Origin of the sequence: Phytomonospora endophytica, assembly GCF_014202425.1 — a bacterium.
GTDB lineage: Bacteria > Actinomycetota > Actinomycetes > Mycobacteriales > Micromonosporaceae > Phytomonospora > Phytomonospora endophytica.
The window spans coordinates 1-22,530 of the sequence record NZ_JACHGT010000008.1 but is presented as its reverse complement, the minus strand read 5'-3'; the positions used below and the strand labels follow the sequence as shown (position 1 = coordinate 22,530).

Annotated in this window: 21 protein-coding genes; 15 read left to right on the top strand and 6 right to left on the bottom strand. The window is 71.5% G+C overall.

All coding sequences use genetic code 11. From position 1 onward, the window contains the following. Window positions 1-51: 51 nt before the first annotated feature. Window positions 52-327, bottom strand: coding sequence for a hypothetical protein (locus HNR73_RS18725; RefSeq protein WP_184788823.1), 276 nt, complete (start codon window positions 325-327; stop codon window positions 52-54). 183 nt (window positions 328-510) lie between these two features. On the opposite strand from HNR73_RS18725, the gene HNR73_RS18720 reads away from it, so the two are divergent. Further along, window positions 511-990, top strand: a complete 480-nt coding sequence (locus HNR73_RS18720; RefSeq protein WP_184788822.1) for a hypothetical protein — start codon at window positions 511-513, stop codon at window positions 988-990. Here the strand turns inward: HNR73_RS18720 and HNR73_RS18715 are convergent, their stop codons facing one another. Further along, window positions 991-3,405, bottom strand: a complete 2,415-nt coding sequence (locus tag HNR73_RS18715) for an ABC transporter permease (RefSeq protein WP_184788821.1) — start codon at window positions 3,403-3,405, stop codon at window positions 991-993. Continuing rightward, a complete protein-coding gene (locus HNR73_RS18710; protein ID WP_203686218.1) occupies window positions 3,405-4,196 on the bottom strand; it encodes an ABC transporter ATP-binding protein in 792 nt (263 codons plus the stop codon). The genes HNR73_RS18715 and HNR73_RS18710 overlap by 1 nt, the downstream gene beginning before the upstream one ends. Window positions 4,197-4,304: 108 nt before the next feature. On the opposite strand from HNR73_RS18710, the gene HNR73_RS18705 reads away from it, so the two are divergent. The 3 genes from HNR73_RS18705 to HNR73_RS18695 all read left to right on the top strand — a co-directional run bounded on the left by HNR73_RS18705 (window position 4,305) and on the right by HNR73_RS18695 (window position 6,655). Then, window positions 4,305-5,558 carry a sensor histidine kinase gene (locus tag HNR73_RS18705; protein WP_239122127.1) on the top strand — a complete coding sequence of 418 codons (1,254 nt, stop codon included), beginning with the start codon at window positions 4,305-4,307 and terminating at the stop codon, window positions 5,556-5,558. Further along, on the top strand, window positions 5,534-6,202 hold the full coding sequence (locus HNR73_RS18700; protein ID WP_184788820.1) for a response regulator transcription factor: 669 nt from the start codon (window positions 5,534-5,536) through the stop codon (window positions 6,200-6,202). Before HNR73_RS18705 ends, HNR73_RS18700 begins: the two co-directional genes overlap by 25 nt. Before the next feature lie 111 nt (window positions 6,203-6,313). Beyond that, the gene (locus HNR73_RS18695; protein WP_184788819.1) at window positions 6,314-6,655 is read left to right on the top strand and encodes a YciI family protein; all 342 of its coding nucleotides are present in this window, start codon (window positions 6,314-6,316) and stop codon (window positions 6,653-6,655) included. Window positions 6,656-6,688: 33 nt separating this feature from the next. On the opposite strand, the gene HNR73_RS18690 is transcribed toward HNR73_RS18695, so the two are convergent. Further along, window positions 6,689-8,170 carry a hypothetical protein gene (locus HNR73_RS18690; RefSeq protein WP_203686216.1) on the bottom strand — a complete coding sequence of 494 codons (1,482 nt, stop codon included), beginning with the start codon at window positions 8,168-8,170 and terminating at the stop codon, window positions 6,689-6,691. A 272-nt stretch (window positions 8,171-8,442) separates the two neighbouring features. On the opposite strand from HNR73_RS18690, the gene HNR73_RS18685 reads away from it, so the two are divergent. Then, window positions 8,443-9,294 carry a lamin tail domain-containing protein gene (locus HNR73_RS18685; protein ID WP_184788818.1) on the top strand — a complete coding sequence of 284 codons (852 nt, stop codon included), beginning with the start codon at window positions 8,443-8,445 and terminating at the stop codon, window positions 9,292-9,294. 158 nt (window positions 9,295-9,452) lie between these two features. Here the strand turns inward: HNR73_RS18685 and HNR73_RS18680 are convergent, their stop codons facing one another. Together HNR73_RS18680 and HNR73_RS18675 are read right to left on the bottom strand one after the other, a co-directional pair. Beyond that, entirely contained in the window at window positions 9,453-10,070 is a 618-nt protein-coding gene (locus tag HNR73_RS18680; protein ID WP_184788817.1) for a hypothetical protein, read from the bottom strand. Window positions 10,071-10,081: 11 nt separating this feature from the next. Next, window positions 10,082-10,642: an RNA polymerase sigma factor gene (locus HNR73_RS18675; RefSeq protein ID WP_184788816.1), complete on the bottom strand. Its 561-nt coding sequence runs from the start codon at window positions 10,640-10,642 to the stop codon at window positions 10,082-10,084. A gap of 120 nt (window positions 10,643-10,762) precedes the next feature. Between HNR73_RS18675 and HNR73_RS18670 the strand changes: the two genes are divergently transcribed. The 10 genes from HNR73_RS18670 to HNR73_RS18625 all read left to right on the top strand — a co-directional run bounded on the left by HNR73_RS18670 (window position 10,763) and on the right by HNR73_RS18625 (window position 22,187). Beyond that, complete coding sequence (locus HNR73_RS18670) at window positions 10,763-12,703, top strand: ATP-dependent DNA helicase (protein WP_505863171.1); 1,941 nt, start codon at window positions 10,763-10,765, stop codon at window positions 12,701-12,703. 302 nt (window positions 12,704-13,005) lie between these two features. After that, entirely contained in the window at window positions 13,006-13,878 is an 873-nt protein-coding gene (locus HNR73_RS18665) for a helix-turn-helix domain-containing protein (RefSeq protein ID WP_184788815.1), read from the top strand. Window positions 13,879-13,882: 4 nt separating this feature from the next. Further along, the gene (locus tag HNR73_RS18660; protein WP_184788814.1) at window positions 13,883-14,092 is read left to right on the top strand and encodes a DUF397 domain-containing protein; all 210 of its coding nucleotides are present in this window, start codon (window positions 13,883-13,885) and stop codon (window positions 14,090-14,092) included. Window positions 14,093-14,134: 42 nt separating this feature from the next. Then, on the top strand, window positions 14,135-14,344 hold the full coding sequence (locus HNR73_RS18655) for a DUF397 domain-containing protein (protein WP_184788813.1): 210 nt from the start codon (window positions 14,135-14,137) through the stop codon (window positions 14,342-14,344). 66 nt (window positions 14,345-14,410) lie between these two features. Then, entirely contained in the window at window positions 14,411-15,493 is a 1,083-nt protein-coding gene (locus tag HNR73_RS18650; RefSeq protein ID WP_184788812.1) for a family 43 glycosylhydrolase, read from the top strand. Continuing rightward, a complete protein-coding gene (locus HNR73_RS18645) occupies window positions 15,493-16,311 on the top strand; it encodes a hypothetical protein (RefSeq protein ID WP_184788811.1) in 819 nt (272 codons plus the stop codon). Before HNR73_RS18650 ends, HNR73_RS18645 begins: the two co-directional genes overlap by 1 nt. A 1,311-nt stretch (window positions 16,312-17,622) precedes the next feature. Further along, complete coding sequence (locus tag HNR73_RS18640; protein WP_184788810.1) at window positions 17,623-18,249, top strand: DUF47 domain-containing protein; 627 nt, start codon at window positions 17,623-17,625, stop codon at window positions 18,247-18,249. 50 nt (window positions 18,250-18,299) lie between these two features. Further along, a complete protein-coding gene (locus HNR73_RS18635; protein ID WP_221331024.1) occupies window positions 18,300-19,259 on the top strand; it encodes an inorganic phosphate transporter in 960 nt (319 codons plus the stop codon). A 72-nt stretch (window positions 19,260-19,331) separates the two neighbouring features. Beyond that, window positions 19,332-20,762 carry a PQQ-binding-like beta-propeller repeat protein gene (locus HNR73_RS18630; RefSeq protein ID WP_184788808.1) on the top strand — a complete coding sequence of 477 codons (1,431 nt, stop codon included), beginning with the start codon at window positions 19,332-19,334 and terminating at the stop codon, window positions 20,760-20,762. A 90-nt stretch (window positions 20,763-20,852) separates the two neighbouring features. Next, a complete protein-coding gene (locus HNR73_RS18625; protein ID WP_184788807.1) occupies window positions 20,853-22,187 on the top strand; it encodes an outer membrane protein assembly factor BamB family protein in 1,335 nt (444 codons plus the stop codon). Window positions 22,188-22,530 lie beyond the last annotated feature (343 nt).

The window sequence follows — 22,530 nt, the reverse complement described above, 5'->3', positions numbered from 1 at the left end:
CGCCCGTCGCACCGGACCCGGGACGGCCGGGCGCGCGAACCCTCGACCCCTTCACGGAACGGTCAGGCTCGCGTCGACCTCCGTCCGGCGGGGTGCGCGGGAGTCGTCGAGGCAGTCGGTGATGACGTCGTCGGCGACGTACCAGGCGTCGCACGGCCATTGCTCGCCGCACGAGTCGCACTGGACGCCGAGGAGCGCGTCGGGCAGGTGCGTGCACCAGGTCCGCGAGGCGATCTGCCAGGCGACGACCTCGACGACCTGCGGCGGTGCTTCCAGCGGCGGCGGTTCCTGTGGACTGTAGTCGCTGCGCGTGCGTGATCGCGGCATGTGTCTATTCCCTCCGCCGTGTTCAACGGCCGACGACGGGTGGGGGTCACGCGTCGATCGGGCGATATCCGTCCGGGAGGGGAGATTGTGGCTGGTGTGGCCTGATGTGCGCGCGTCGGGGTGCGCCCGAGGTGGGGTCGGGCACCTCGGTCGATGGGATGGTTTGGCTCTAGACTTCCCGACATGTGCGGATTCGCCTTAGACCCCGCCGACGCGATGTTCATCTCCGCGCCGCCGCCGGGACGGGCCCGGTGGGGGCGCCGGGTGCGGGTCCTGGCCGCCGCCGTCGGCGTGCTCCCCCTCGCCGTCGCGATCCCCGCGGTCGAGGAGGCCCTCGAACCGATGGGCGTGCTCGGCCTGATGGTGCCGTGGACGGCGGCGCTGCTGGTGTGGTCGGCCGCGCCCGACACCGCCGCCCGGCGGCTCGTCGTCGACGCCTGGGGCATCGCCGTCGCCGAGGCCGACGGCGACTTCGTGCGCTTCGCCTGGCCGAAGGTCACGGCGGTGCTGATCCGCGACGGGCTCCTCTTCGCCGAGGTCGGCGGCGAGCGCCCGGCGAGCGGGACCTACGTGCTCTGCCGCCTGGCGTGGGTGCGGCCGGGTCCCGCCGAGGTCTTCGCCGCGATCGAGCGGCACTCGGCGGGACGTCTTCGGCCGGGGTGACTACTCCTTCATCCCCGCCAGCCGGACCGCGGGCGTGCGCAGGGCCGTGCGGGCCGTGAGCAGGCTCGACCCGAGCGCGAGGACCAGCGAGGCGCCGATGACCATGCCGACGTAGTCCCACGGGATCGCCATGGCGACGTCGGCGTCGATGGAGGATTCCAGGCCCCGCCGGACGCCTTCGAGGGCGGCGACGGCGACGAGCAGGCCGAGTCCGGTGCCGACGGCGACCACGAGCACGGTCTCCACCGCGACGACCTTCAGCACCTGCGCGTTGACGGCTCCCGACAGGCGCAGGACGGCGAAGTCCCCCCGCCGGTCGGCGTTGGCCATGATCAGCGTGTTGGCGATGGCGAGGGCGGTGTAGCCGATCGCCATGATCAGCAGCACGAGCATGAAGACCCGCAGCAGCTCCCATTCGCGCTCGTCGGCGTGCGCGGCGAAGGACTCGGTGTCCAGCGCCAGCGCGCCCATCCCGGGGACGGCCGCGGCGGCCTCGCCGACGGTGGCGCCGTTGACGTAGACGACCTCGGTGAGCGCGTTGGGCGCCAGCTCGCGGAGGGTTTCCCGGTCGACGATGACGGCGGTCGGGTACATCTCCTCGGCGGCCCGTCCCTCGGGTTCCACACCGGCCTGGACGGTCAGTGTCGCGGGCTCGCCGTCGGGGAAGGTCAGGGTGATCTCGTCGCCGTCGGCGAGCCCGAGGGTCTCCAGGTAGGGCTCGACGATGCGGATCGTGCCGGGCGGGACGTCGCCGCGCAGGCCGGTCACGGTGAAGGCCTCGCCGTCGAGGTAGGCGTCGACGGTCATGACCGGCAGCGCGTCGCCGGGGAGGGCGTCGACGGCGGCGTCGGACAGACCGGGCGTGCCTTCGGGCGAGACGACGACCTCGGCGGGCAGTTGCGCGGCCAGGTCGGTGCTCATCGCGCCCTTCATGGTCTGCACCATTCCGGCCAGGAGCACCACGAAGCCGACGGTGACCAGTACCGGCGCGGCCGTCGACGCGACCCGGCGGACGGCGACGAGGGTGCTCTCCCGCACGACGGTCCAGGTCGCGCCTTTGGCGCGGGTGAAGGGCCAGGACGCCAGCCGTACGACCGGCGGGATGATCACCGGCGCGTAGAGGGTGAGCCCGACGATCAGCGCGATCGCCGCCATCATCGAGTAGTTCAGCAGATCCTCCGCTCCCGCCGTCGCGGCCAGGACCACGCCGCCGACACCGGCCGCGAGGCTGAGGGTCCCGAGGATCCAGCGTCCGCGCGTCATGGGCTTGGCGTCGACGCTGGCCTCCCGCAGCGCCTCCATCGGCCTGACCTTCGCGGCCCGCCGGGACGCCGCCCACACGCCGAGGAAGGCGACGATCATGCCGACCCCGCCCGCGACCAGCAGCGGCCAGGCCGCGAGTCGCACGGAGAAGTCCGGCGGTTCCAGTTCGGCGTCGACGAGCAGTCCGCCCAGGATCGGCGCGAGGCCGATGCCGAGGACGACGCCGATGACCGCGGCGATCAGGCCGACGCCGAGGGCTTCGCCGAACAGCATGCGGCGGATCTGGCCGGGCGTGGCGCCGATGGTGCGCAGGAGGCCGAGTTCGCGGCGGCGCTGGGCGACGCCGAAGGCGAAGGTCGAGGCGACCACGAAGACGGCGGCGAAGGCCGACAGGACCGTCATGGCGGTCAGCAGTTGCGTGCCGAGCCAGCGGGTCCGGGTGTGGCTCTCGGGCTCGAAGGCGACGCGCTCGGCGCCGTGCAGGGCGACGCCCTCGTCGCCGAGGATCGCGGTGGCGGCCGCGTCGACGGCGGCGGTGTCGGCATCGGGTTCGGTGAGCAGGCCGAGGACGGCGACGCCGTCGGCGAGTTTCGCGGCCTCGTCGTCGGTGACGTGGAAGCCGGGGGCGTCGACGGTCCCGACGACGCGGTAGACGACGGGCCCGGCGGCGGTCAGCACGGTCAGGTCGTCGCCGACGGAGGCGCCGGTGTCCTCGCCGACGGCGAGCTCGCCGGGCGCCTCGGGCGCGCGGCCGTCGGTGAGCCGGTCACCGCCGAGGAGGGTGCTGGACCAGCCGTGGCCCTGCGGGTCGGCGCGGGCGTCGCCGGCGGGTTCGCCGTCGAGGACGGCCTGGGCGTAGAAGGAGTAGTCGGGGACGACCTGGGAAACCCCGTCGACGCCGGCGAGTTTCCCGCTCAGGTCGGCGGTGCGCTCGGCCGTCCAGGGGATCGCCGGGCGGTGGCCGCCGGGGTTCTCGGCGGCGAGGGGTCCGTGGACGATGACGCCGGTGGCCTCGTAGCGGACGGGAACGCCGGGCTGGGCGGAGACGTGCACGAGCAGCGCGGCGGTCACGATGGTGACGCCGAGGGCGAGGGCGCCGATGGTGCCGAGGAAACCGGTCCAGCGGCTGCGGATGGTGGCCAGGACGTGCATCAGTTCGCGCCTTCCAGCTGGGCCATGCGGGTGGCGATGCGCTGGGCGCGGTGGCCGCGCGTGGGCGCGTGGGTGTCGCGGACGGCGAGGTAGTCGTCGGCGACGCGGCCGTCGGCGAGGAACACGACACGGTCGGCGTAGGCGGCGGCCATGGGGTCGTGGGTGACCATGATGACGGTCTGGGCGAAGGCGTCGACGACCTTCCGCAGGAGTGCCAGGACCTCGCGGGAGGTGTTGGTGTCGAGGGCGCCGGTCGGTTCGTCGGCGAAGATCACCTCGGGATGGGTGACGAGGGCGCGGGCGATCGCGACGCGCTGCTGCTGCCCCCCGGACATCTCACTGGGCCGGTGCCCGGCGCGGTCGCGGAGACCGACCTCGCCGAGGGCGGCCTCGACGCGGCCGGCTTCGATGCGCTGCCCGGCCAGGCGCAGGGGCAGGCCGACGTTCTGGGCGGCGGTGAGCGCGGGGAGCAGGTTGAAGGCCTGGAAGACGAAACCGATCCGTTCCCGCCGCAGCAGGGTCAGGGCCTTCTCGGACAGCCGCGCCAGGTCGGTCTCGCCGACGAGGACACCGCCCTCGCTGGGCCGGTCGAGCCCGGCGGCGCACTGGAGCAGCGTCGACTTCCCCGAACCCGAGGGACCCATGATCGCGGTGAACGTGCCGCGCGGGAAGGAGACCGTGACGCGGTCGAGGGCGGTCACGGCGTGCTCGCCGGCGCCGTAGGTCTTCGACACGCCCCACAGGGCGACGGCCTCGCGCATGCGGGCCGGGGAAACGGTTGACGTGGTCATGGCCCAACTCAAGCCCGGCGGGCGGGAAACGACAGTGCGGCCAGCCCGACGAAAAGGGTATGGCCAGCCCTACTGTTTCCCGCGTCGCGCGCCGATAGCGTTGCCCTCATGATCGCCGCCCACACGCCGCTGCAGGCCATGACGCAGCGGCCTTCGGTGTTCCTGCGTTCGGCCTGGCCGTGGCGCTCGGCGGCCTACCTGCTCGGCGGGGGGATCGTCGGAGCCGTGTTCTGCCTGGCGCTGGCCGGGCTCGTCCTTGCCGGGCTGCTGCTACTCGTGGTGCTCTTCGGTGTGGGCGTGCTGCTCGCGGCGGCCCTGTCGGGGATCCTCGTCGGCGGTTTCGAGCGGTGGCGGCTGCGGCTGATCGACCGCGACCCGATCGTCTCTCCGCACCGGCGGCCGTCGGCGCCCGGCTACCGCTCGTGGCTGCTGACCCGCGTCAAGGAGGCCGCGACCTGGCGGGAGCTGGCCTACACGGCGATGTCGGTGCTGGTGCTGTGCTGGGTCGACCTGGGCGTGCTGGCGCTGTGCTTCTACGTGCCCGTGCAGGTCGGGATCCTCGGGATCTACGACGAGTACAACCCGATCCCGATGCTGCTGATCAGCGTGCCCTTCGGGCTGGGTCTCGCGGTGTGCTCGCTGTACGTGCTGGCCGCGTGGGCCGGCGCGCGCGGCGCCCTCGCGCGGGCGGTCCTCGCCCCCCGCGACGAGGAACTCGGCGACCGGCTCATCGCGGTCACGCGCTCGCGGGCGCGGCTCGTCGACAGCTTCGAACTGGAGCGCCGACGCATCGAACGCGACCTCCACGACGGCGCCCAGCAGCACCTGACCGCGCTGATCATGCGGCTGGGCCTGATGCGGCTCGACATGCCGCCGGGCTCGCCCCTGTCGGCGTCGCTGGAGGAGGCGGTGGCGCAGGCGCGGCTGGCGCTCGACGACACGCGCGAGCTGATCCGGGGCGTGCACCCGAAGGTGCTGTCCGACCGGGGCCTCGAAGCGGCCGTGCGCGACCTCGCCGGGCGCGGGGTCGTGCCCTGCGCGGTCGACCTGGAGCTGCCCGGGCGGCTGCACTCGGCCGTCGAACTGACCGCGTACTTCACCGTCAGCGAGGCCCTCGCCAACGTCACCAAGCACAGCGGCGCCCGGCGCTGCGAGGTGCGCGGGCGCGTCGTCGGCGACAACCTGTGGATCGAGGTCCGCGACGACGGGCACGGCGGCGCCGACCCCGAACGCGGCTCCGGCCTGACCGGACTCGCCGACCGGGTCGCCGTGCACGACGGGACACTGATGGTCGCCAGCCCCAGAGGGGGGCCGACCCTGTTGCGTGTGGAGCTGCCGTGCCGGTTCGAACCGAGTCATTGAGAATCGTGCTCGCCGAGGACGAGGTCCTGATGCGCGAGGGGATCACCGCGATCCTCCAGCGTTTCGGGCACGAGGTCGTGGCGTCGGTGGGGACGGCCGAGGCGATGATCGACGCGGCCCGTCGTGAACGCCCCGACCTGGTCCTCACCGACGTGCGCATGCCGCCGGGCCACTCCGACGAGGGGCTGCGCGGGGCCTTGAAGCTGCGGGCGGAGCGGCCTGACCTGCCCGTCCTCGTGCTGAGCCTGTACGTGGAGCAGACCTACGCCGCCGAACTCCTCGACTCCACGACCGGCACGGGCGTCGGGTATCTGCTCAAGGACCGCGTCGGTGACGTCCTGGAGTTCCGCGACGCCCTGGAGCGCGTCGCGAGCGGTGGGACGGTCGTCGACCCCGAGGTCGTCCGCCAGCTCCTGGCGCAGCGGCGGGATCCCCTGCAGCGTCTCACCGCGCGGGAGAAGGAGGTACTGGCGCTGATGGCCGAGGGCCGCTCGAACGCGGCGATCGCGCGGCGGCTGTTCCTCTCCGAGGCGGGCGTCGGCAAGCACGTGCGGGGGATCCTGACGAAGCTGGAACTGCCCCCGGCCGAGGACGACCACCGGCGGGTCCTCGCGGTCGTGGCGTATCTGCGCGGCGGGGCCTAGGGCGCGGCCGTTTCCGCGGAAGAATTCTCGGCGAGCCCGTCGGATCCGGCCGGTCCCGTTCGTAGACCGGGTGGACACCGGCGCTCAGGCCGGTCGAGCAGAGGAGTCAGCATGGCCGAGTACCTCATCTACTTCAACCAGCGGTGGGTCGGCGACCACACCCCCGCATGGTTCGCCGAGCGCGGCCCGCTGGTCCGCGCGGTCATCGAGGAGATCAAGTCAGCGGGGCAGTTCGTCTTCGCCGGCGGCCTTGAGGAGGACGGCCCGGTCTTCGCCGCCGACCCCACCGGTGACGCGGTCCTGGTCACCGACGGGCCCTACGTCGAGAGCAAGGAGTACCTGGGCGGGTTGACGATCGTCGACGTGCCCGACGAGGAGACGGCGAGGATGTGGGGCGCCCGGATCGCCGAGGGGTGCGGCTGGCCGCAGGAGGTCCGCCGGATCAAGTCCTGACCGGCGGCTCCGGGCGGCGGGCGCCGCCCGGGGTCAGCCGCCGTGCCTTTCGGCGTACCGCTTCTCGAAGTCGGCGATGTAGCGCGAGGGCGCGATCGAGGACGAGGACTGTTCCAGCACGCCGTCGTCGCCGACGTAGAACAGGGCGCGGCCGATCGCGATCTCGCCGGGTCTCGTGGGCACGAACACGAGGTGCCCGACGCTGAAGCGGTCGGCGGTCAGCTCCGACAGCGGGTAGCCGCGCGTGTCGAGGCCGAGCCCGAGGATGTGCTCGCGGACGCGGACGATCGCCTCCTCGGCGCTCATCTCCTCGACGGGCGCGGTCGCGACGAGTCCGGCGAGCATGAGTTCGTAGTGGGCGCCGTCGATGTCGGCGTCGTCGCCGTAGGCGAGCGCGAGGAGTTCGCGGGACACGGCGGCCTCCTCGGCGGCGCCGAAGAGGAGCGCGACGGCTTCGCGGTGGAGTTCGTCGCCGTTGTCGCCGGTGAGTCCGGCGACCATGTCGACGACGGTCTCGGCGGTCCACACGCCGGGGACGGCCTCGCTGAGGCCGGTGGCGGGCGGGGAGTCGCCGCGGTACCAGCGTTCGCCGTCGGGTGACCAGTAGCAGAAGGAGAGCATCCCGGCGGCGGCCCGGTGGTTGAGGACCGGGTCGGCGACCCAGTCGGGGGCTCCGGCGAAGAGGTCGGGGAGGTCGCCGCCGGCCTGGTAGGCGGCGGCGAGGGCGGGGTCGTTCCACACGCCGCCGGACAGGACCATCCGGCCGCCGGGGAGTGTGGCGAGGGTCGAGCCGCCGCGTTTGGAGCCCTCGAAGGTCCCGGCGGAGACGCCCATGCGCGGTCCCCACTCCGAGCCGACGGCGACGAACGCCGACGCGATCAGCGCCCACCGCGCCCAGGTCGCCGACGGTGTGGGGAAGTCGCGGGTCGAGTGGACCGGCGAGATCTTCGCGGCACGGTCGGCGCGGGCCCGGCGGAAGGCCTCGCGCGGGTCGCGACGCTGGCGGTCGCCGTGGCCGATGTAGGCGGCGAGCCACATGGGCACCGACGGGCGCGGGTGGGCGGCGATGTCGGCGCGGTAGGCCTCGGGCGGGAAGAGGTCGGGGAAGGGCTCGTCGCCGTAGTCGAAGGTGGTCTCCAGGCGGCCCTGGTTCGACAGTCGCAGGTGGAAACGCCACCACGGGCCCTCGATGAGCCGTGCGGAGAGCTCGCGCAGCTCACGGGCCAGCGGCAGGACCGCGCGCGGGTCGATGCGGACCGACTGCCGCCCGTCGGTGAACACGACCTCGGCCGCCGCCTCACCGACGGTCAGCGCGAAGGTCGCCGACATCGCCGTCCAGCCCTCCGGGCCGATCGCGGCGAGCTCCTGCGCGATGCGCTCGGTGAGGTCTTTCGCGAGTTCGCGCACGCCGGTCTCGGCGGCGCCGTGGCGGGTGATCTCGGTGGCGAGGTCGTCGTCGAGGGCCTCCTCGAAGCTCTTCCAGAAGGCCTTCTCGTACTCGTCTTCGGACGTCATCGGAGGTGTCCTTCCGCGTCGGACGGCACCTCGCAGCACACCACCGGCGCCGGGGGACCGGTCCCCGGTCCGAACCGCCGATCGCGCTGGGCGAACGGCGGCACTGTGCGATGGGGACGAATGCGGCGAGTCGGGTCATCTATTCACTTCACAGGTGAAGCGGCGGCACCGACCAAAGTCACTTCCGACCAATGTGGACGAACCCATAGCCTTTCCTCGACCGGGCACATTCCCACCGGTCGAGAGCCCCATTCGACGAAGAGGGAGGCTCGATGAGCACCGCATCGACAACCGGATCCTGGCCCTCGATGAGCACCAATCCGCCGAACGTCAGCGGACTCGGCACCGAACACGTCACCTGGGGGATTCCCGCGGGTGCCGGCCAGAGCGGCTACGTCTTCCAGGGCGGCACCGTTCCCGTGCGGACCGACGGGACCGAGTTCGTCCTCGGCACCTACACCCACGAGAACTTCCCGATCCAGGGCATGCCGCAGCCCCAGTTCGACGTGGATCTGACCGTGCACGTGGTCTTCGAGGACGGGACCGAGGCCGACTTCGCCTTCCGGTTCCACCACAACGAGACGCCCAACACCGGACCCGCCCCCGAGGACATCGTGGACCTGCCGATGTTCGTCTCACCGCAGACCGTGACGCTCGACGGGATCCCCTACGGCGTCGTCATCAGCGGTTTCAAGCAGGGCGGACAGATCGTCCGGACCTTCATCAGCCCCGAGAACGGCTCGAACAGCGCCGAGGTCGTCGCCATCTTCGCCCGGGCCGGCGAGCCCGAGATCGTCCTCACCACCGTCCGCAACAAGGGCGAGGTGAAGTACACCCAGGCCGACGAGTACGTCGAGATCGTCAACCGCGGGACCGTCGCGGGCAACATCTCCGGCTGGGTCCTCGGCGCCGACGACGCCGGGCAGGACTTCACCTTCCCGCCGGGCACGGTATTGCAGCCGGGACAACGGATCCGGGTCTACACCAACCAGATCCACCCGCAGTGGGGAGGTTTCTCCTACGGCATCAACCGCCCGATCTGGAACGACAAGGGCGACCGGGCCGTCCTGCGCGACACCGACAAGAACTCCGTATCCGAGTACGGCTACGGGAACAGGGCCTGACGCCCTGCGGCGCCGGGAAGAGCGTGCGACAGCTGAACTGTGACGGGTTTTGGTCCACCGGCTACAGCGCCGTGTGCGCCCACGCCGACGCGTTCTTCCCGGCACCGGAAACCGGTCCGGCGCGGTGTGCTTCCGCCGCGCCGGACCGCCGTACCGGATCAGTCGATCGCGACGCAGTCGCCCGGGTCCTCGGTCGCCATCGCGATACCGACGAGGGGCGTCTCGATCGGCGTGCCGTCGTCGGCCACCACGTGGTAGACGGCGACGAGCAGCGTCACGCCGTCGGAGAACTCCGCGGGCCGCACCGTGAAGGTGGCCCCGCCCTGACCGTCGTGCCCGCCACCGAACCAGGGCTCGGGATCGGGGTGCTCGTAGGCGGGCCAGTCGCAGTCGCTGTGGACGCCGTCGAGAACGACGACGTTCGACGCGACGCCCTTCTCCTTGAGCGCGGCCTCCAGGCCCTCGTCGTCGGTGATGTCGTCGATGGTGACGGTGACCGATCCGTCATCGGCCGACACCGCCAGCGAGAAACCGGCCGGCTTCTCGATGACCGGCGGCTCGGCCGTCACCGCCACGTCGTTGTTCGGCGAACGCTCACTCGCCCCTCCGAACACCGGCAGCGTCAGACCGCCGGTCACGGCCAAAGCGGCCAGCGCCACGCCTCCCACGGCCAGTTTCGGCATCGTGAACCACGACCGCGACGCGGAACGCGTCTCGACGACCTCGGTCAGCTCGGCCAGCAGGCGGGTCTCGTACCCGCCCAGTTGCTCTTTCATGGGACTTCCCTTCAGTGGTGCGCCGTCGCGGGCGCGCTGGTGGTGAGCTCGCCGCCGACACGGCGGCGGGCCCGGTGGAGTCGTACGCGCGCGGTCCCCGGCTTGACGCCGAGCACCCGCGCGGCCTCGGCCACGTCGAGGCCGTCGAGGGCGACCAGTTCGAGCACGGCCCGCTCGCCTTTCGGCAGGCCGTCCATGGCCCGGTACAGCTCACGGGCACGGGCCTCGGCGTCGATGCGCTCCTCGGCCCGGGCCAGGTCGTCGGGGTCGAGGCGGCGCATGCCGACCGCGCGGATCGCTCCGACCAGGAATTTCGCCTGCCGCTTGTGCTCGGCGGCGATGACGTTGCGGGCGACGCCGTAGAGCCAGTTGCGCGGTGTGCCACGCGAAGGCCGGTACCCCTTCGCCGAACCGATCGCCGCGAGGAACACCTCGGCGACCAGGTCGGCGGCCAGGAACGGCTCGGCGATCCGCCGGGCCACGAAACGCTGCACGGCGGTGATGTGCGCCCGGTAGAAGGACTCGAACGCGGCCGGGTCGCTCCCGATCCGGGTGGTGCCGTCGGCGGTCACGGGTATCGATCTCCTCTCGCTGTTTCGGGCTTACGACGGTTATTGGCCGTTCGGGCCGAAAGCGTTACGAGGCGGGGGTGCGCCGGGCGGATTGTCGGACCCGGCGGGTAGCGTCGCGTCGTGGTCGGTGCCGAAACGGAAGTCGTGAAACTGCTGGACGCGGCCGTGAGCGCTGTCCCGGGCGGCCAGATCCGCCCAGGTCAGCAGCAGATGGTCGAAGCGATCGACAAGGCTCGCACCACCCGCAGACATCTCCTCGTGCAGGCGGGCACCGGCACCGGCAAATCCCTTGGCTACCTCGTGCCCTCCCTGCTGTCCGAGCGGCCCGTCGTCGTGTCCACCGCGACCCTCGCCCTCCAGGCGCAGCTCGTCGACACCGACCTGCCCCGCCTCGCCGACGCCACCGAGGAAGTCCTCGGCCGCAAGGCCACCTTCGCCGTCCTCAAGGGCCGTCACCACTATCTCTGCGCCGCGAAACTCGCCGAACCCGAGCCCGAGGAGGAGCAGGACTCCCTCGACGGCGGTGCCTGGCTCGGGCAGGCCGGGCGCATGGAGAAGCACGTCAAACGCGTCCACGAGTGGGCCAACGAGACCGAGAACGGCGACCGCGACGAACTCGACCCCGGCGTGCCCGACACCGTGTGGCGCGGCGTGTCGGTGTCGTCGCGCGAATGCGTCGGCGCCCAGAAGTGCCCGCAGGGCGACATCTGCTTCGCCGAGAAGGCCCGCGGCGCCGCCCGCGAGGCCGACATCGTCGTCACCAACCACTCCCTCCTCGCCATCGACCTGCTCAACGGCCGCAAGGTCCTCCCCGACCACGACCTCCTCATCGTCGACGAGGCCCACGAACTCGCCGACCGCGCGACCGGCGCGGCCCAGGCCGAGCTGTCGGTGGCCGGGATCGAGCGGACGATGCGCCGGGCCGGGCAGTTCGTGTCGCGGGAGACGAAGGAGAAGTTCACCGACGGCGGCGCCGCCTTCGACGCCTCCCTCGACAATCTGCCCTCCTCGCGTCTCGTGCAGCTCCCCGACCACCTGCGGCAGGCCCTGACGCTGCTGGAAGGCGCGTGCCGGGACGCGTTCTCGGAGATCACCGTGGGCAAGGACGACGAGTCGCTGCTCAAGCAGCAGGCCAAGACCGGCGTCGGCGACCTGCGCGACGTCGTGCAGCGGATGCTCCAGGAGTCGGAGTACGACGTCATCTGGGCCGATAGCGCAGCGGGCACAGGGGGGCGTCGCCGCCAGCTCACCGTCGCCCCCCTGTCGGTCGCCGGGATCCTCGGCGAGGAGCTGTTCGCCGAACGGACCGTCGTGGTCACCTCGGCCACTCTCACTTTGGGCGGGAAGTTCGACAACGTCACCCGCGCCCTGGGCATCGAGGAGTCGGAGGCCGACACCCTCGACGTCGGTTCGCCCTTCGACTACCGCAAGCAGGGGATCCTCTACGTCGCCGCGCACCTGCCGAAGCCGACGATGTCGGGGCTGTCGGAGGCCGCCGCCGAGGAGCTGGTCCGGCTCGTCACCGCCATCGGCGGGCGCACGCTGGGGTTGTTCTCGTCGCGGAAGGCCGCCGAGCGCGCCGCCGAGGTGCTGCGCGAACGCACCGACCTGCCGATCCTCGTGCAGGGCGAGGAGTCGCTGCCGCCGCTGGTCAGGCGCTTCCGCGCCGAACCCGAGACGTGCCTGCTGGGGGTCATGTCGTTGTGGCAGGGCGTCGACGTGCCCGGGGACGCGTGCCAGCTCGTCGTCGTCGACCGGCTGCCCTTCCCCAGGCCGGACGAGCCGCTCATGGCGGCCCGCAGCGCGGCCGCCGACAACGCCGGCGGCTCGGGCTTCGCCCAGGTCAGCGTGCCCTACGCGGCGATCCGGCTCGCGCAGGGCGTCGGGCGGCTGATCCGGTCCACGTCCGACAAGGGCGTGGTCGCCGTACTCGACGCGCGGCTGGAGAACGCCCGGTCGTACGGGCGGTATCTGCGCGAGTCGCTGCCGCCGCTTTGGTACACGACGGACAAGGACAAGGTGGTCGGGGCGCTGAAGCGGCTGCGGGACGCTTCTTCGTAGGTGTCATTGCCGGTCGATGGTGGCCGGGGTGATGGTGATGTTGCGGCGGAGGAGGGTGAGTGCGCGGTCGAGTCGTCGTGTCCAGCCGAACCAGTCGCGTAGGACGGTGAGCCGCCAAAGCCGAACACCTCGGCCCCCGCTCTTCGACCTGCCCAACCACGGCGAAGGTGGTGTGAGGCGGGTCAATTCAGACCATCGCACGGGCCGATCTAATACGCAAGTGCATCTACGGTGTTTTGTATGAGAAATTTCGGCCGAGAAGGATCATCACGCCCAAGGTCGCCCGGCGAAGGAAGCAGAGGATGAGCGCCACGAATCCCACGGTCAGCCTGCGAGCCCTCGGCTTCAGGCTGCGGGCCCACCGCCTGGCCAGCACCAGTGACACACGGCTGGAACCGGCCGCCAAGGTCGCGTCGATCTCGCCGGGCTCGCTGTCACGTGCTGAGAACGGCAAGCAGGCCCTGAACCCGGTCATCGTCGAACGCATCCTCGACCACTACGGCGTCGCCGATGAGGAAGAACGCCAACGTTGCATCGAACTCGCCAGGCAGGGACGCAAGCGCGCGTGGTGGGCGAAGTACACCGACCTGGTGAACTCGATCTACATCGGACTGGAGGGTGGGGCGTCGCGGATCTGCTATCTGGAGAGCCTCGTCCCCGGCCTGCTCCAGACGCCCGCCTACATTGAGGCCCTCGTGCAGTCCGAGTTCCCGGGAGTGACCCGCGTGGAACTAGACCGGCGTATCGAAGTCCGCATGGAACGGCAACAGATTCTCCTCCGCGAGGACAGGCCATGCGAACTGGTGGCCGTGCTCGATGAGAGCATCTTCGCTCGCCCGATCGGATCGCCGGAGGTCATGGCCGAGCAACTTGATCACCTGCTCAAGATGGCGGAGCGGCCGAACATCGAAATCCAGATCATGCCGTTCTCCGCAGGTGCCCACGGCAGTCTCGGCGCCAGGTACGCCATCCTTCGATTCGCGGACGCGGACGACCCCGGCACGGTTTATCTGGAACAACTGCACTGGCGGGACACCTTCATCGAAGAGCCCGAGGATGTTCGGCGTTTCGCGGACGCCTTCGAGAGCAGTCGCGCGACCGCCGAGCCACCGTCGCGGTCACTTGCCCTGATCAAGAAGGTACGAGACGATTTCAGGAAACAAGGAAAGGAATAACGAAGTGACCACTCGGACCGGGCCGGTCTTCCGTAATTCCACCAACGGAACCGGATCGAACTGCGTTGACGTTGGCGCCTGGCACGACACCGTCGTCCTCCGCGACTCCAAGGACTGCACCGGCGACTTCGGCGACTACCCCACCCTCACCGTCCCCACCACCGCCTGGACCGCCTTCACCACCGAGCTCAAGTCCGGCCGCCTCGACGGCTGACGGCACGGAACCGCGCCCGATTCCGGAAGGACTGACCCCGCCATGACCCCCACGCCAGTCTTCCGCCGCTCCTCCTACTCCAACGGCTCCGGAGCCAACTGCGTCGACGTCGCCTCCTGGCACGCCACCGTCGTCGTCCGCGACTCCAAGGACTGCGCCGGTGACTTCGGCGACTACCCCACCCTCGCCGTCCCCACCACCGCCTGGACCGCCTTCACCACCGACCTCAAGTCCGGCCGCCTCGACGCCTAGCCCTCACCCCGCCGTTGCCTCCTCCCGATAGGGTCGCAAATCACCCCTTACCCGAGGAGGCACCCGGTGAGACGATCCCTCGTCGCCCTCGCGACCGCACTGGCCTTAGCCGCGCCCGTCACCGCATTGGCCACCCCCGCGTCGGCCGCGCCCGTCGCGCCCGGCGGCGGCATCACCCCCCTCGCCGCCAGTTCGACCTTCCCCCTGGCCGACCCCGACACGGTTCTCGCCAAGGACGGCACCTACGTCACGTACGGCACCACCGTCGGCGCCGGGACGGGCGCCCGCTGTGGCGCCACCGGCAAGCTCTACGTCCCGGTCCTCGCGCACGGCTCCGGCAGTGACGTCGGCATGTCCGACTGCGCGTCCGCCGACGCCCTCCCGTCCGGGCCGGGCGCGTGGGCCGAGCCCGGCGGCGCGATCTGGGCGCCGGGCGTCGCCCGCTTCGGCGAGCGCTACTTCATGTTCTACACGGCTTCGCGCAAGGGATCCGGCCAGAAGTGCATCGGCCGCGCGATCTCCGGCAGCGCGCGCGGTCCCTTCGTCAACCAGGGCGAGTGGGCCTGCCCCGGCGAGGGCCGGTGGGCGCTCGACGCCAACCCCTTCGTCGCGGGTTCCAGCCTGTACGTCACCTACCGGGACGACGCCATCGCGACGGGCGCCGAAACCGGCATCTCGACCGTCCGCACCGACGGCGAGGGCCGCGCGGTGTGGGACACCCGCCGCGACATGCTCAAGAGCACCGACATCACCTGGGACACCGCGAAGACCTCCGGCGGCACGCACGTCGTCGAGAACCCGTCGATGTGGAGCACCGGCGGACGCTGGTATCTCGCCTACTCCGGCAACAACTGGGACAGTCCCCGTTACTCGACGGGCATCGCCGACTGCGGGACCACGCCGCTGCCCGGTTCGCACTGCACGCCGATCACGCAGGGAGTCGCACGCCCGTACTTCGGCTTCACCGGCGCGTCGGGGATCAACCCGATCCGTGGTCTCCCCGGCAATCACCAGGGCCCCGGCGGGATGGACGTCTTCGCCGCCGCGAACGGATCCCTCCGCGTGGTCTGGCACTGGTGGAACGGCTCCACCCGCTTCCCGATGACCGGCGTCCTGACGAAACCCGCCGCCGGATTCACGGTGTCGTGATGAACACGATCAGCAGAAGAAGCGCCCTCGGCCTCGCCGGCGGCGCCGTCCTGGCCGCCGCCCTCCCCGGCACCGCGAGCGCGGCGACGGCGTGGCGAAATCTCGGCGTCGTCACCGCCAACATCGGCCGCGAGAACCTGGGCCGGCGCGAGGCGGCGATCGTCGCCGTCCGCAACGCCCTCGACCTGGAGGGCGGTGAGGACCGGCCGCTCGTCGGCTGGCAGGAGATCGGCGAAGGCGACGGTGACACCCTGGAGAAGGGGTGGATCAACGAGCACTTCGGCTCCTACTTCCGCAATCTGCATCTCGACGACGGCGGTCACCGCGTCCCGATCTCGGCGCCGAAGGTCTACGACGTGCTCGCGCAGCGGGTCACCCCCGTCCACGGCGGTAAGGAGGGGGTGTCGCCCAACCGCGTCATCACCGACGTCCTGCTCTCCGCCGCCGACGACCCGGCCCTGAAGTTCGCCTTCGTCAACACGCACTTCGTCGCCGGTGCCTGGAACGGCGAGACCGATCCGTACGAGGAGTGGCGCGACGAGATGTGGGGGATCCATTTCGGCGAGTTGCGCGTCGTCATGGACCACTGGCACGACCAGGGCTATCCGGTGATCTGGACGGGCGACACCAACCGCAGCCCGATGCCGAAGCTGTACCCGGCGCTCGAAACGCGCGCCTTCGACGGCGGCATCGACCAGATCGGCTGGGTCCCGGGAACCAACGGCGTCGAGATCCGCCTGCGCAACACGAAGACGATCCCGATGGACGTCGACGGCCACGACGCACGAGTGGCGGTGCTGCAACTGCGGCGGGTGTGAGGGCGGGGGCGGGCGCGCGGCCGACGTGAGTGCGGCGGCTGACACGCGGGTGCGGCGGCCAGCGGCCAGCGGCCAGCGTGCCCGGCGTCCGGCGTCCGAGAGGACGCCGGGCACCTCACATCTGGTGAGCAGCAGCCGTGGGCGGCGCATGCATGCGGCACCTCGACGCTCGCGGCGCCGCGCGATGGCCCCACACGCCTTCGCCGCCGCGCGACGTGTGGTGGCCACTCGCGCCGGGCACGCTCACTGCGCCGACGTGGTGCGAGGGCACCGGCCCGCCACCCGCCGCTGGCCGCTGGCCATCCGCCCCGGCACTTGCCTCCCACCCGCCACACGCCACCCGCCACACGCCACACGCCACCCGGCGCTGGCTGTTCGCCCCCGGCCACCCGGCGCTGGCCTCCCACCATCGCCACCCGCCCGCACCCGCCCCTCGCCCTCCGCACTCGCCTCAGGCCCTCGCACGTCTACCGTTACCCGCCGCTCGCCATCCGCCGCTCGCCATCCGCCCCGGCACCCGCCGCACGTCTCCCCCCGCTGGCCGCCCGCCCCGGGCCACTCGCCGCTCGCCTCAGGCCCTCGCACGTCTCCCGCCACCCGGCGCTGGCTGTTCGCGCCCGGCCACCCGGCGCTCGCCGCCCGCACCCGCGCCCGCCCAACACCACACTGCCCGCCGCGCGTCCCTGCCCCCGGCAGCCACCGCCGCCGCCTCCCGCGACCCCGCGCGAAACTTCCTCGCATCGCAGAAATGTCATACCTCGCCCGTATCGTGATTTTTGGGGCCCCTTTGGGGCGAGCGGGGGGACGCGCGTTTCGCACGGCCGTCCGCCGCCGACCGCTGCCCGCATCCCGCCCGCCCCCGGCCACCCGGCCACCCGGCGCCCGCCCCTCACCCGCCCCCTCCCGCCCCCACCATCGGCGCAACACTGCGGCTCCGGCCGACGGCGAATCGCCAGGCCGGGAGTGCGCCCCGCCGGATGCACTCGCGGCACGACCGTACGGCTCGGCCCTGCGGGTGCCGAGGAAGTCGCCGACATGCCGCTGCGGATCGACATCGATACCGACGCCGATCGCGCCGCCGTCCCTCGGCCACCCGACGACCAGCCCGCCGCCGCGCCGCCATCCCCCGCCCTCACGCCGGGCACCCCGCCAACCCTGACCAGGCAGATGAGAGGGCCCCCCGGGGCGGACCCCCAGCGTGAGCGAAGCGAACAGAAAGCAGAGCGCCGCGTGCCACCCCGACCGTGCGGGTATGGTGACTGCGCAACCGTCTCAGTTCATCTGTCGTTCTTATAGCCATTGAGGTACGAGGTGCGATTCTCGCTGCGTCCGCAAGACGACGCGTTCTACCAGTTCTTCAGCAACGCGGGCAAGAACCTGGTCCGCGGCATGGAGATCCTGTCCGAACTGGCCGTCGCGGGCGCCGACACGCAGTCGGTCTCCGAGCGTCTGGTCGAGGTCGAGCACGATAACGACCAGTTGACCCACGATCTGTACAACAAGATCAACTCGACCTTCGTCACGCCGCTCGACCGTGAGGACATGTACGCCCTCGGTTCGCAGCTCGACGACGTGATGGACCACATCGAGGCCGCCGGCAACCTCGTCTACCTCTACGGTCTCTCCGAGCTCCCGGCGCCGCCGCGCGAGATGATCGATCTCTTCGACGTCTTGAACGCGCAGGCGCGCATCACGGCCGACGCTCTGCCCCGCCTGAAGGGGATGCACAACCTCAAGGAGTACTGGATCGAGATCAACCGTCTCGAAAACGACGGGGACCGCGCCTACCGCATGCTCCTCGTCCGCCTGTTCTCCGGCGAGTACGACGCGCTGACGGTGCTGAAGATGAAGGAGGTGGCCGACGAGCTGGAGGCCGCCTGTGACGCCTTCGAGCACGTCGCGAACACCATCGAGACCATTTCGGTCAAGGAGTCCTAGGCACCGTGGACGCCACCCTTATCGGCGTGCTGGCCGTGATCATCGCGGCCATGGCGTTCGATTACACCAACGGTTTCCACGACGCGGCCAACGCGATCGCGACCTCGGTGTCGACGCGGGCACTGACGCCGCGGGCGGCCCTGGCGCTGGCGGCGGTCGGCAACTTCGTGGGCGCCCACCTGGGCGCGAAGGTCGCCAAGACGGTCGGCTCCGGGATCGTGGAGCTGCCTCCGGTGATGCACAGCCTGTCGATCATCCTGTCCGGGGTGATCGGCGCGATCGCCTGGAACCTGATCACCTGGTGGTTCGGGCTCCCCTCGTCGTCCTCGCACGCCCTGTTCGGCGGCCTGGTCGGCGCGACGATCGTCGGCGGCGAGACGGTCCTGTGGGGCGGCATCCTCGACAAGGTGATCATCCCGATGATCGCCTCGCCGGTCGTGGGCTTCATCCTCGGCTACATCATGATGATCGCGATCCTGTGGATCTTCCGCCGGGGCAACCCGGCGAAGCTGAACCGCGGTTTCCGCGTCGCCCAGTCGGTCTCGGCGGCGGGCATGGCCGTCGGTCACGGTATGCAGGACGCGGCCAAGACGATGGGCATCGTCGTCCTGGCGCTCTTCGTCGGCGGCTACCAGAACAACACCGAGCACATCCCGCAGTGGGTGTTCTTCACGTCGGCGGGTGTGCTCGCGCTGGGCACCTACGCCGGCGGCTGGCGCATCATCCGCACGCTCGGCCGCCGCGTGATCCACCTGGGTCCGCCGGAGGGCTTCGCGGCGGAGACGGTCGCCTCGGGTGTCCTGTACGCGAACGCGCTCGCGTTCGGCGCGCCCATCTCGACGACGCACACGATCACCTCGGCGATCATGGGCGTCGGCGCGACGAAGGGCAAGTACGCCGTCCGCTGGGGTGTCGCGGGCAACATCGTGATCGCCTGGGTGCTGACCTTCCCGGCCGCGGCACTCGTCGCGATGGGCGTGTACTACCTGGTCAACCCGCTGTTCACCTGACCTGGCGCACGTGCGGCGGCCCTCCGGATTCCGGGGGGCCGCTTTTTCGTCCCGGGACTCCTACGATGGGTCATGCCCGAGTTCCGGATCGACCTCGACGCGCCCGAGGAGCCGACGACACCGCCGCGCCGACTGAGCCGGCGCGGGATCCTGTTCGGCGGCGCGGGCGTCGCGGTGGTCGCCGTCGGCGCGGGTTTAGTCCGCCTGACCGGGCCCGACGAGCCGCCCGGGCCGGTCGCGTTGCCGGAGCTGTGGAGTCACCGGCTGCCGACGGAGCTCGGCTGGGTCGTCTCGGCCCGCGTCGAGGGCGCGACGGTCCTGGTCATCGCGCAGAACGGCCTCCTCGCCCTGGACCGGGCGTCCGGCGCCGAACGCTGGCGGCGCGAGTTCGGCCCGGAGATCCTCGGCGCGATCGAGGGCGGCCTGGACCTGGACAGTGTCCGGTTCTACGTGCAATTGTCGGGGGCCGCGCTCGTCCTGCCCCGGCACACCGACGGCGTGCTCACCGCCTTCGAGGTCGTCGACCTGCCGACCGGCGCGACCCGTTTCAGCGTGCCCGTCGCGCCGGGTGAGGACGGCGCACCGGAGGCCTACGCCCATGTGAGCGCGAACGCGCTGCTGGTGGAGCGGGTCGGCGCGGACGGTGAGGTCACCGCCCACGCCTTGGCCGACGGGCGGGACCTGTGGTTCCGCCGGACAGCTCAGGAGGCCGTGGCAGTCCTGCCCTCCGACGTGTCCCTCGACCGGCAGCCCACCGGCATCGCCAACACCGGTCCCGGCCGCATCGAACCGCTCGGCGGGGTCTACCTGGAGCTTCGCCTCTCCGGCGAGCTGCGGGAGGTCGACGTCGTCCGCGTCGACGACGGTGGCGTGCTGGCGACCTGGTCCGGTGAGCCGTACCGGCTGGGCTGGCTGGAGGTCGTCGCCGGGGCCGTGCTCCTCGTCGACCCCGAGGTGCGCGCCATCCACGGCGTCGATCTCACGACGGGCGAACCGACGTGGACCCGCGAGTGGCTCACCGGTTCCTTCGAGTCGAAGGGCCCGCACTGGTCTTTCGCCGACGGCCTCCTCATCGACGCGCCTTCCGGCACGGGCGGCTACCAGCTCATCGACCTCACGACGGGCGAAGGTCCGGAGCCCTTCGACCTCGACGGCCGCAAGCTCGTGTGCGCGGGCCGCGACTTCGCCGTCGGCATCGACTCCGAACTGGCCGAACTGACCGCCTTCGGCGGGTTCTCGTGGACGACGTCGCTGCGTCCGGCGGGCTGGACCGCCGCGGGTTTCCGGCCGGAGGGGATCCTGACCGGCGGCGGCTGGCTGGTCATCGGCGGTGAGCTGGGGTTCGGCGGGGAGACGCGGCGGTACCTGTGGACGGTGGAGTTGGCGACGGGCCGGGTCGGGAGCCTCCCCGACGGGGTGCTCGCGGGTTTCGGGGACGGCGCGCTGTTGTCGTCGACGCGCGCCGACGAGCGGACGATCCGGCTGCACACGCCGGGAGGCTGACGTGGACGGTCACATCGACCTGGACGTGGCGGAACCACCGGCCCCGCCGAAGCGGCGCGGGGGCTGCTGGTCACCGCGGCCGCGGTCGCGGTGCTCGTCGCGGGTGTCGTGGCGGTCCGGGCGACGGCACCGCCGCCCGAGGTGGCCGAACTCGCCGCGGTCTGGTCGGCGCCGCTGACGCCGACGGCGGGCAAGGCGCTGGCGACCAGGGTGCGCGGGCCGGTCGCGCTGGTGATCGGGAGCAAGGGACTGGCCGCCTTCGACCGGGCGAGCGGTGCCGAACTGTGGAGCCGCGGCTACGGGGACACACTCGCCGGGTACGGCGCCGACGGACTCGACATGTACGCGGCGAACGCGACCGTACTGCTGTCCGGCGACGCGATCGTGCTCCCCGTCCTCGCGTCCGGCGATCCGCCGTTCAACCCCCGTGGCTTCGAGGTCCTCGACCTCGCCACCGGCGACGTCCGCTTCGACGTCCCGGGCGCCTGGCCGGACGAAGCCGACGGCGCCTACGCCACCGTCACCGCGAACACGCTCATCGTCGTCACCTTCCGCGAACTGTGCGAACTGACGGCCTACGCCCTCGACGACGGCCGCGAACTGTGGCACCTGGAGACCACCGACGGCCCGCTCCTGCCGAACAGGTACTCGGCCCGCAACCAGCTCGTCGCGGTCCCGAACCGGGGACCGGTGCTGCTGGAGGCGCCCGCCGGGGAGTTCTTCCTCCTCACGGCCGCCAGGGAGGAGCCGGGCCACCTGGTCGACGTGACCGTGCTCGGCACCGCCGACGCGAAGGTCCGGGCGAGCTGGACGGTCGCCGGCGGTCAGGACGCGCCGATCCTGGAGGTCGTCGGCGAGCAGGTGCTCGACCGGGGCGTACGCGGACGACTGTCCGCCTACGACCCGGCCACGGGCGTGAAGATCTGGGACCGGCCGACCTTCTACGACTTCTTCGACGCCGACCCCCGGACCCCGTGGTCACTCGATGAAGGACGCGTCCTCCTGGACGCCGCCCGAGCCGAAAGCCCCGGACCGGTCGGCCAGTACCTGCTCATCGACCTCGCGACGGGACTGGCGCCCCAGGGCGGCGACGTGGGCGGCCGGAAACTGATCGCCATCGGACACGGCTCGGCGATCGGGCTGGCCGAAGGAACGCTCACGGCGCTGACCGAACTCGGAGAAGAGAAGTGGGAGACCGATCTGAGCACGAGGGAACTCACGCCCGGCGGCTTCCTGACCGGTGAAGGACGACTCGTTCTCGACGGCCCCGTCGTCGGACGACGCGACGTGTGGGCGGTGGAACTCGCCGACGGCCGGACGTCGGTCGCGCACGACGGGTTCGTCAACGGGTACGAGGAGGGCGCGCTGGTCGTGTACGGGGGAGTGCCGGGAGAAATTCGGTTGTACGAGCTGGGCGGGAGCTGAGGCGCTGGAGGAAGCGGGATCGTGGAGGCGCTCGCTGACCGAGACCACGCCTGCCTCTGCCGCCACCACCGCCACCGCCACCTCTCCCGCCGCCACCGCCGCCGCGTCAGGGCGTGGGGGTGGTGTTGATCTCGCGGTGTGTTCCCGCGTTCGCCGGGACGCAGTACCCACCACACGACCGCAACCTTCGGGAGCCAGGCCCCCAAGGTCGCGCGCAGCGCGACACACCCCCCGCCACCACTAACCTCTGTCTCCGTCGCTTCGGCCATTGATTGGACGACATGAAGGTTCTGGGGCTGTCAAGGGCGCTCTTTCCCTTGACTGCCCCAGGTTCTTCATGTGC

Coding starts and splice junctions, on each gene's coding strand:
- HNR73_RS18655 (WP_184788813.1), top strand. CDS start 14,135: ATGACCCCCACGCCAGTCTTCCGCCGCTCCTCCTACTCCAACGGCTCC.
- HNR73_RS18665 (WP_184788815.1), top strand. CDS start 13,006: ATGAGCGCCACGAATCCCACGGTCAGCCTGCGAGCCCTCGGCTTCAGG.
- HNR73_RS18685 (WP_184788818.1), top strand. CDS start 8,443: ATGAGCACCGCATCGACAACCGGATCCTGGCCCTCGATGAGCACCAAT.
- HNR73_RS18630 (WP_184788808.1), top strand. CDS start 19,332: ATGCCCGAGTTCCGGATCGACCTCGACGCGCCCGAGGAGCCGACGACA.
- HNR73_RS18725 (WP_184788823.1), bottom strand. CDS start 327: ATGCCGCGATCACGCACGCGCAGCGACTACAGTCCACAGGAACCGCCG.
- HNR73_RS18705 (WP_239122127.1), top strand. CDS start 4,305: ATGATCGCCGCCCACACGCCGCTGCAGGCCATGACGCAGCGGCCTTCG.
- HNR73_RS18695 (WP_184788819.1), top strand. CDS start 6,314: ATGGCCGAGTACCTCATCTACTTCAACCAGCGGTGGGTCGGCGACCAC.
- HNR73_RS18680 (WP_184788817.1), bottom strand. CDS start 10,070: ATGAAAGAGCAACTGGGCGGGTACGAGACCCGCCTGCTGGCCGAGCTG.
- HNR73_RS18635 (WP_221331024.1), top strand. CDS start 18,300: ATGGCGTTCGATTACACCAACGGTTTCCACGACGCGGCCAACGCGATC.
- HNR73_RS18645 (WP_184788811.1), top strand. CDS start 15,493: ATGAACACGATCAGCAGAAGAAGCGCCCTCGGCCTCGCCGGCGGCGCC.
- HNR73_RS18690 (WP_203686216.1), bottom strand. CDS start 8,170: ATGACGTCCGAAGACGAGTACGAGAAGGCCTTCTGGAAGAGCTTCGAG.
- HNR73_RS18710 (WP_203686218.1), bottom strand. CDS start 4,196: ATGACCACGTCAACCGTTTCCCCGGCCCGCATGCGCGAGGCCGTCGCC.
- HNR73_RS18715 (WP_184788821.1), bottom strand. CDS start 3,405: ATGCACGTCCTGGCCACCATCCGCAGCCGCTGGACCGGTTTCCTCGGC.
- HNR73_RS18720 (WP_184788822.1), top strand. CDS start 511: ATGTGCGGATTCGCCTTAGACCCCGCCGACGCGATGTTCATCTCCGCG.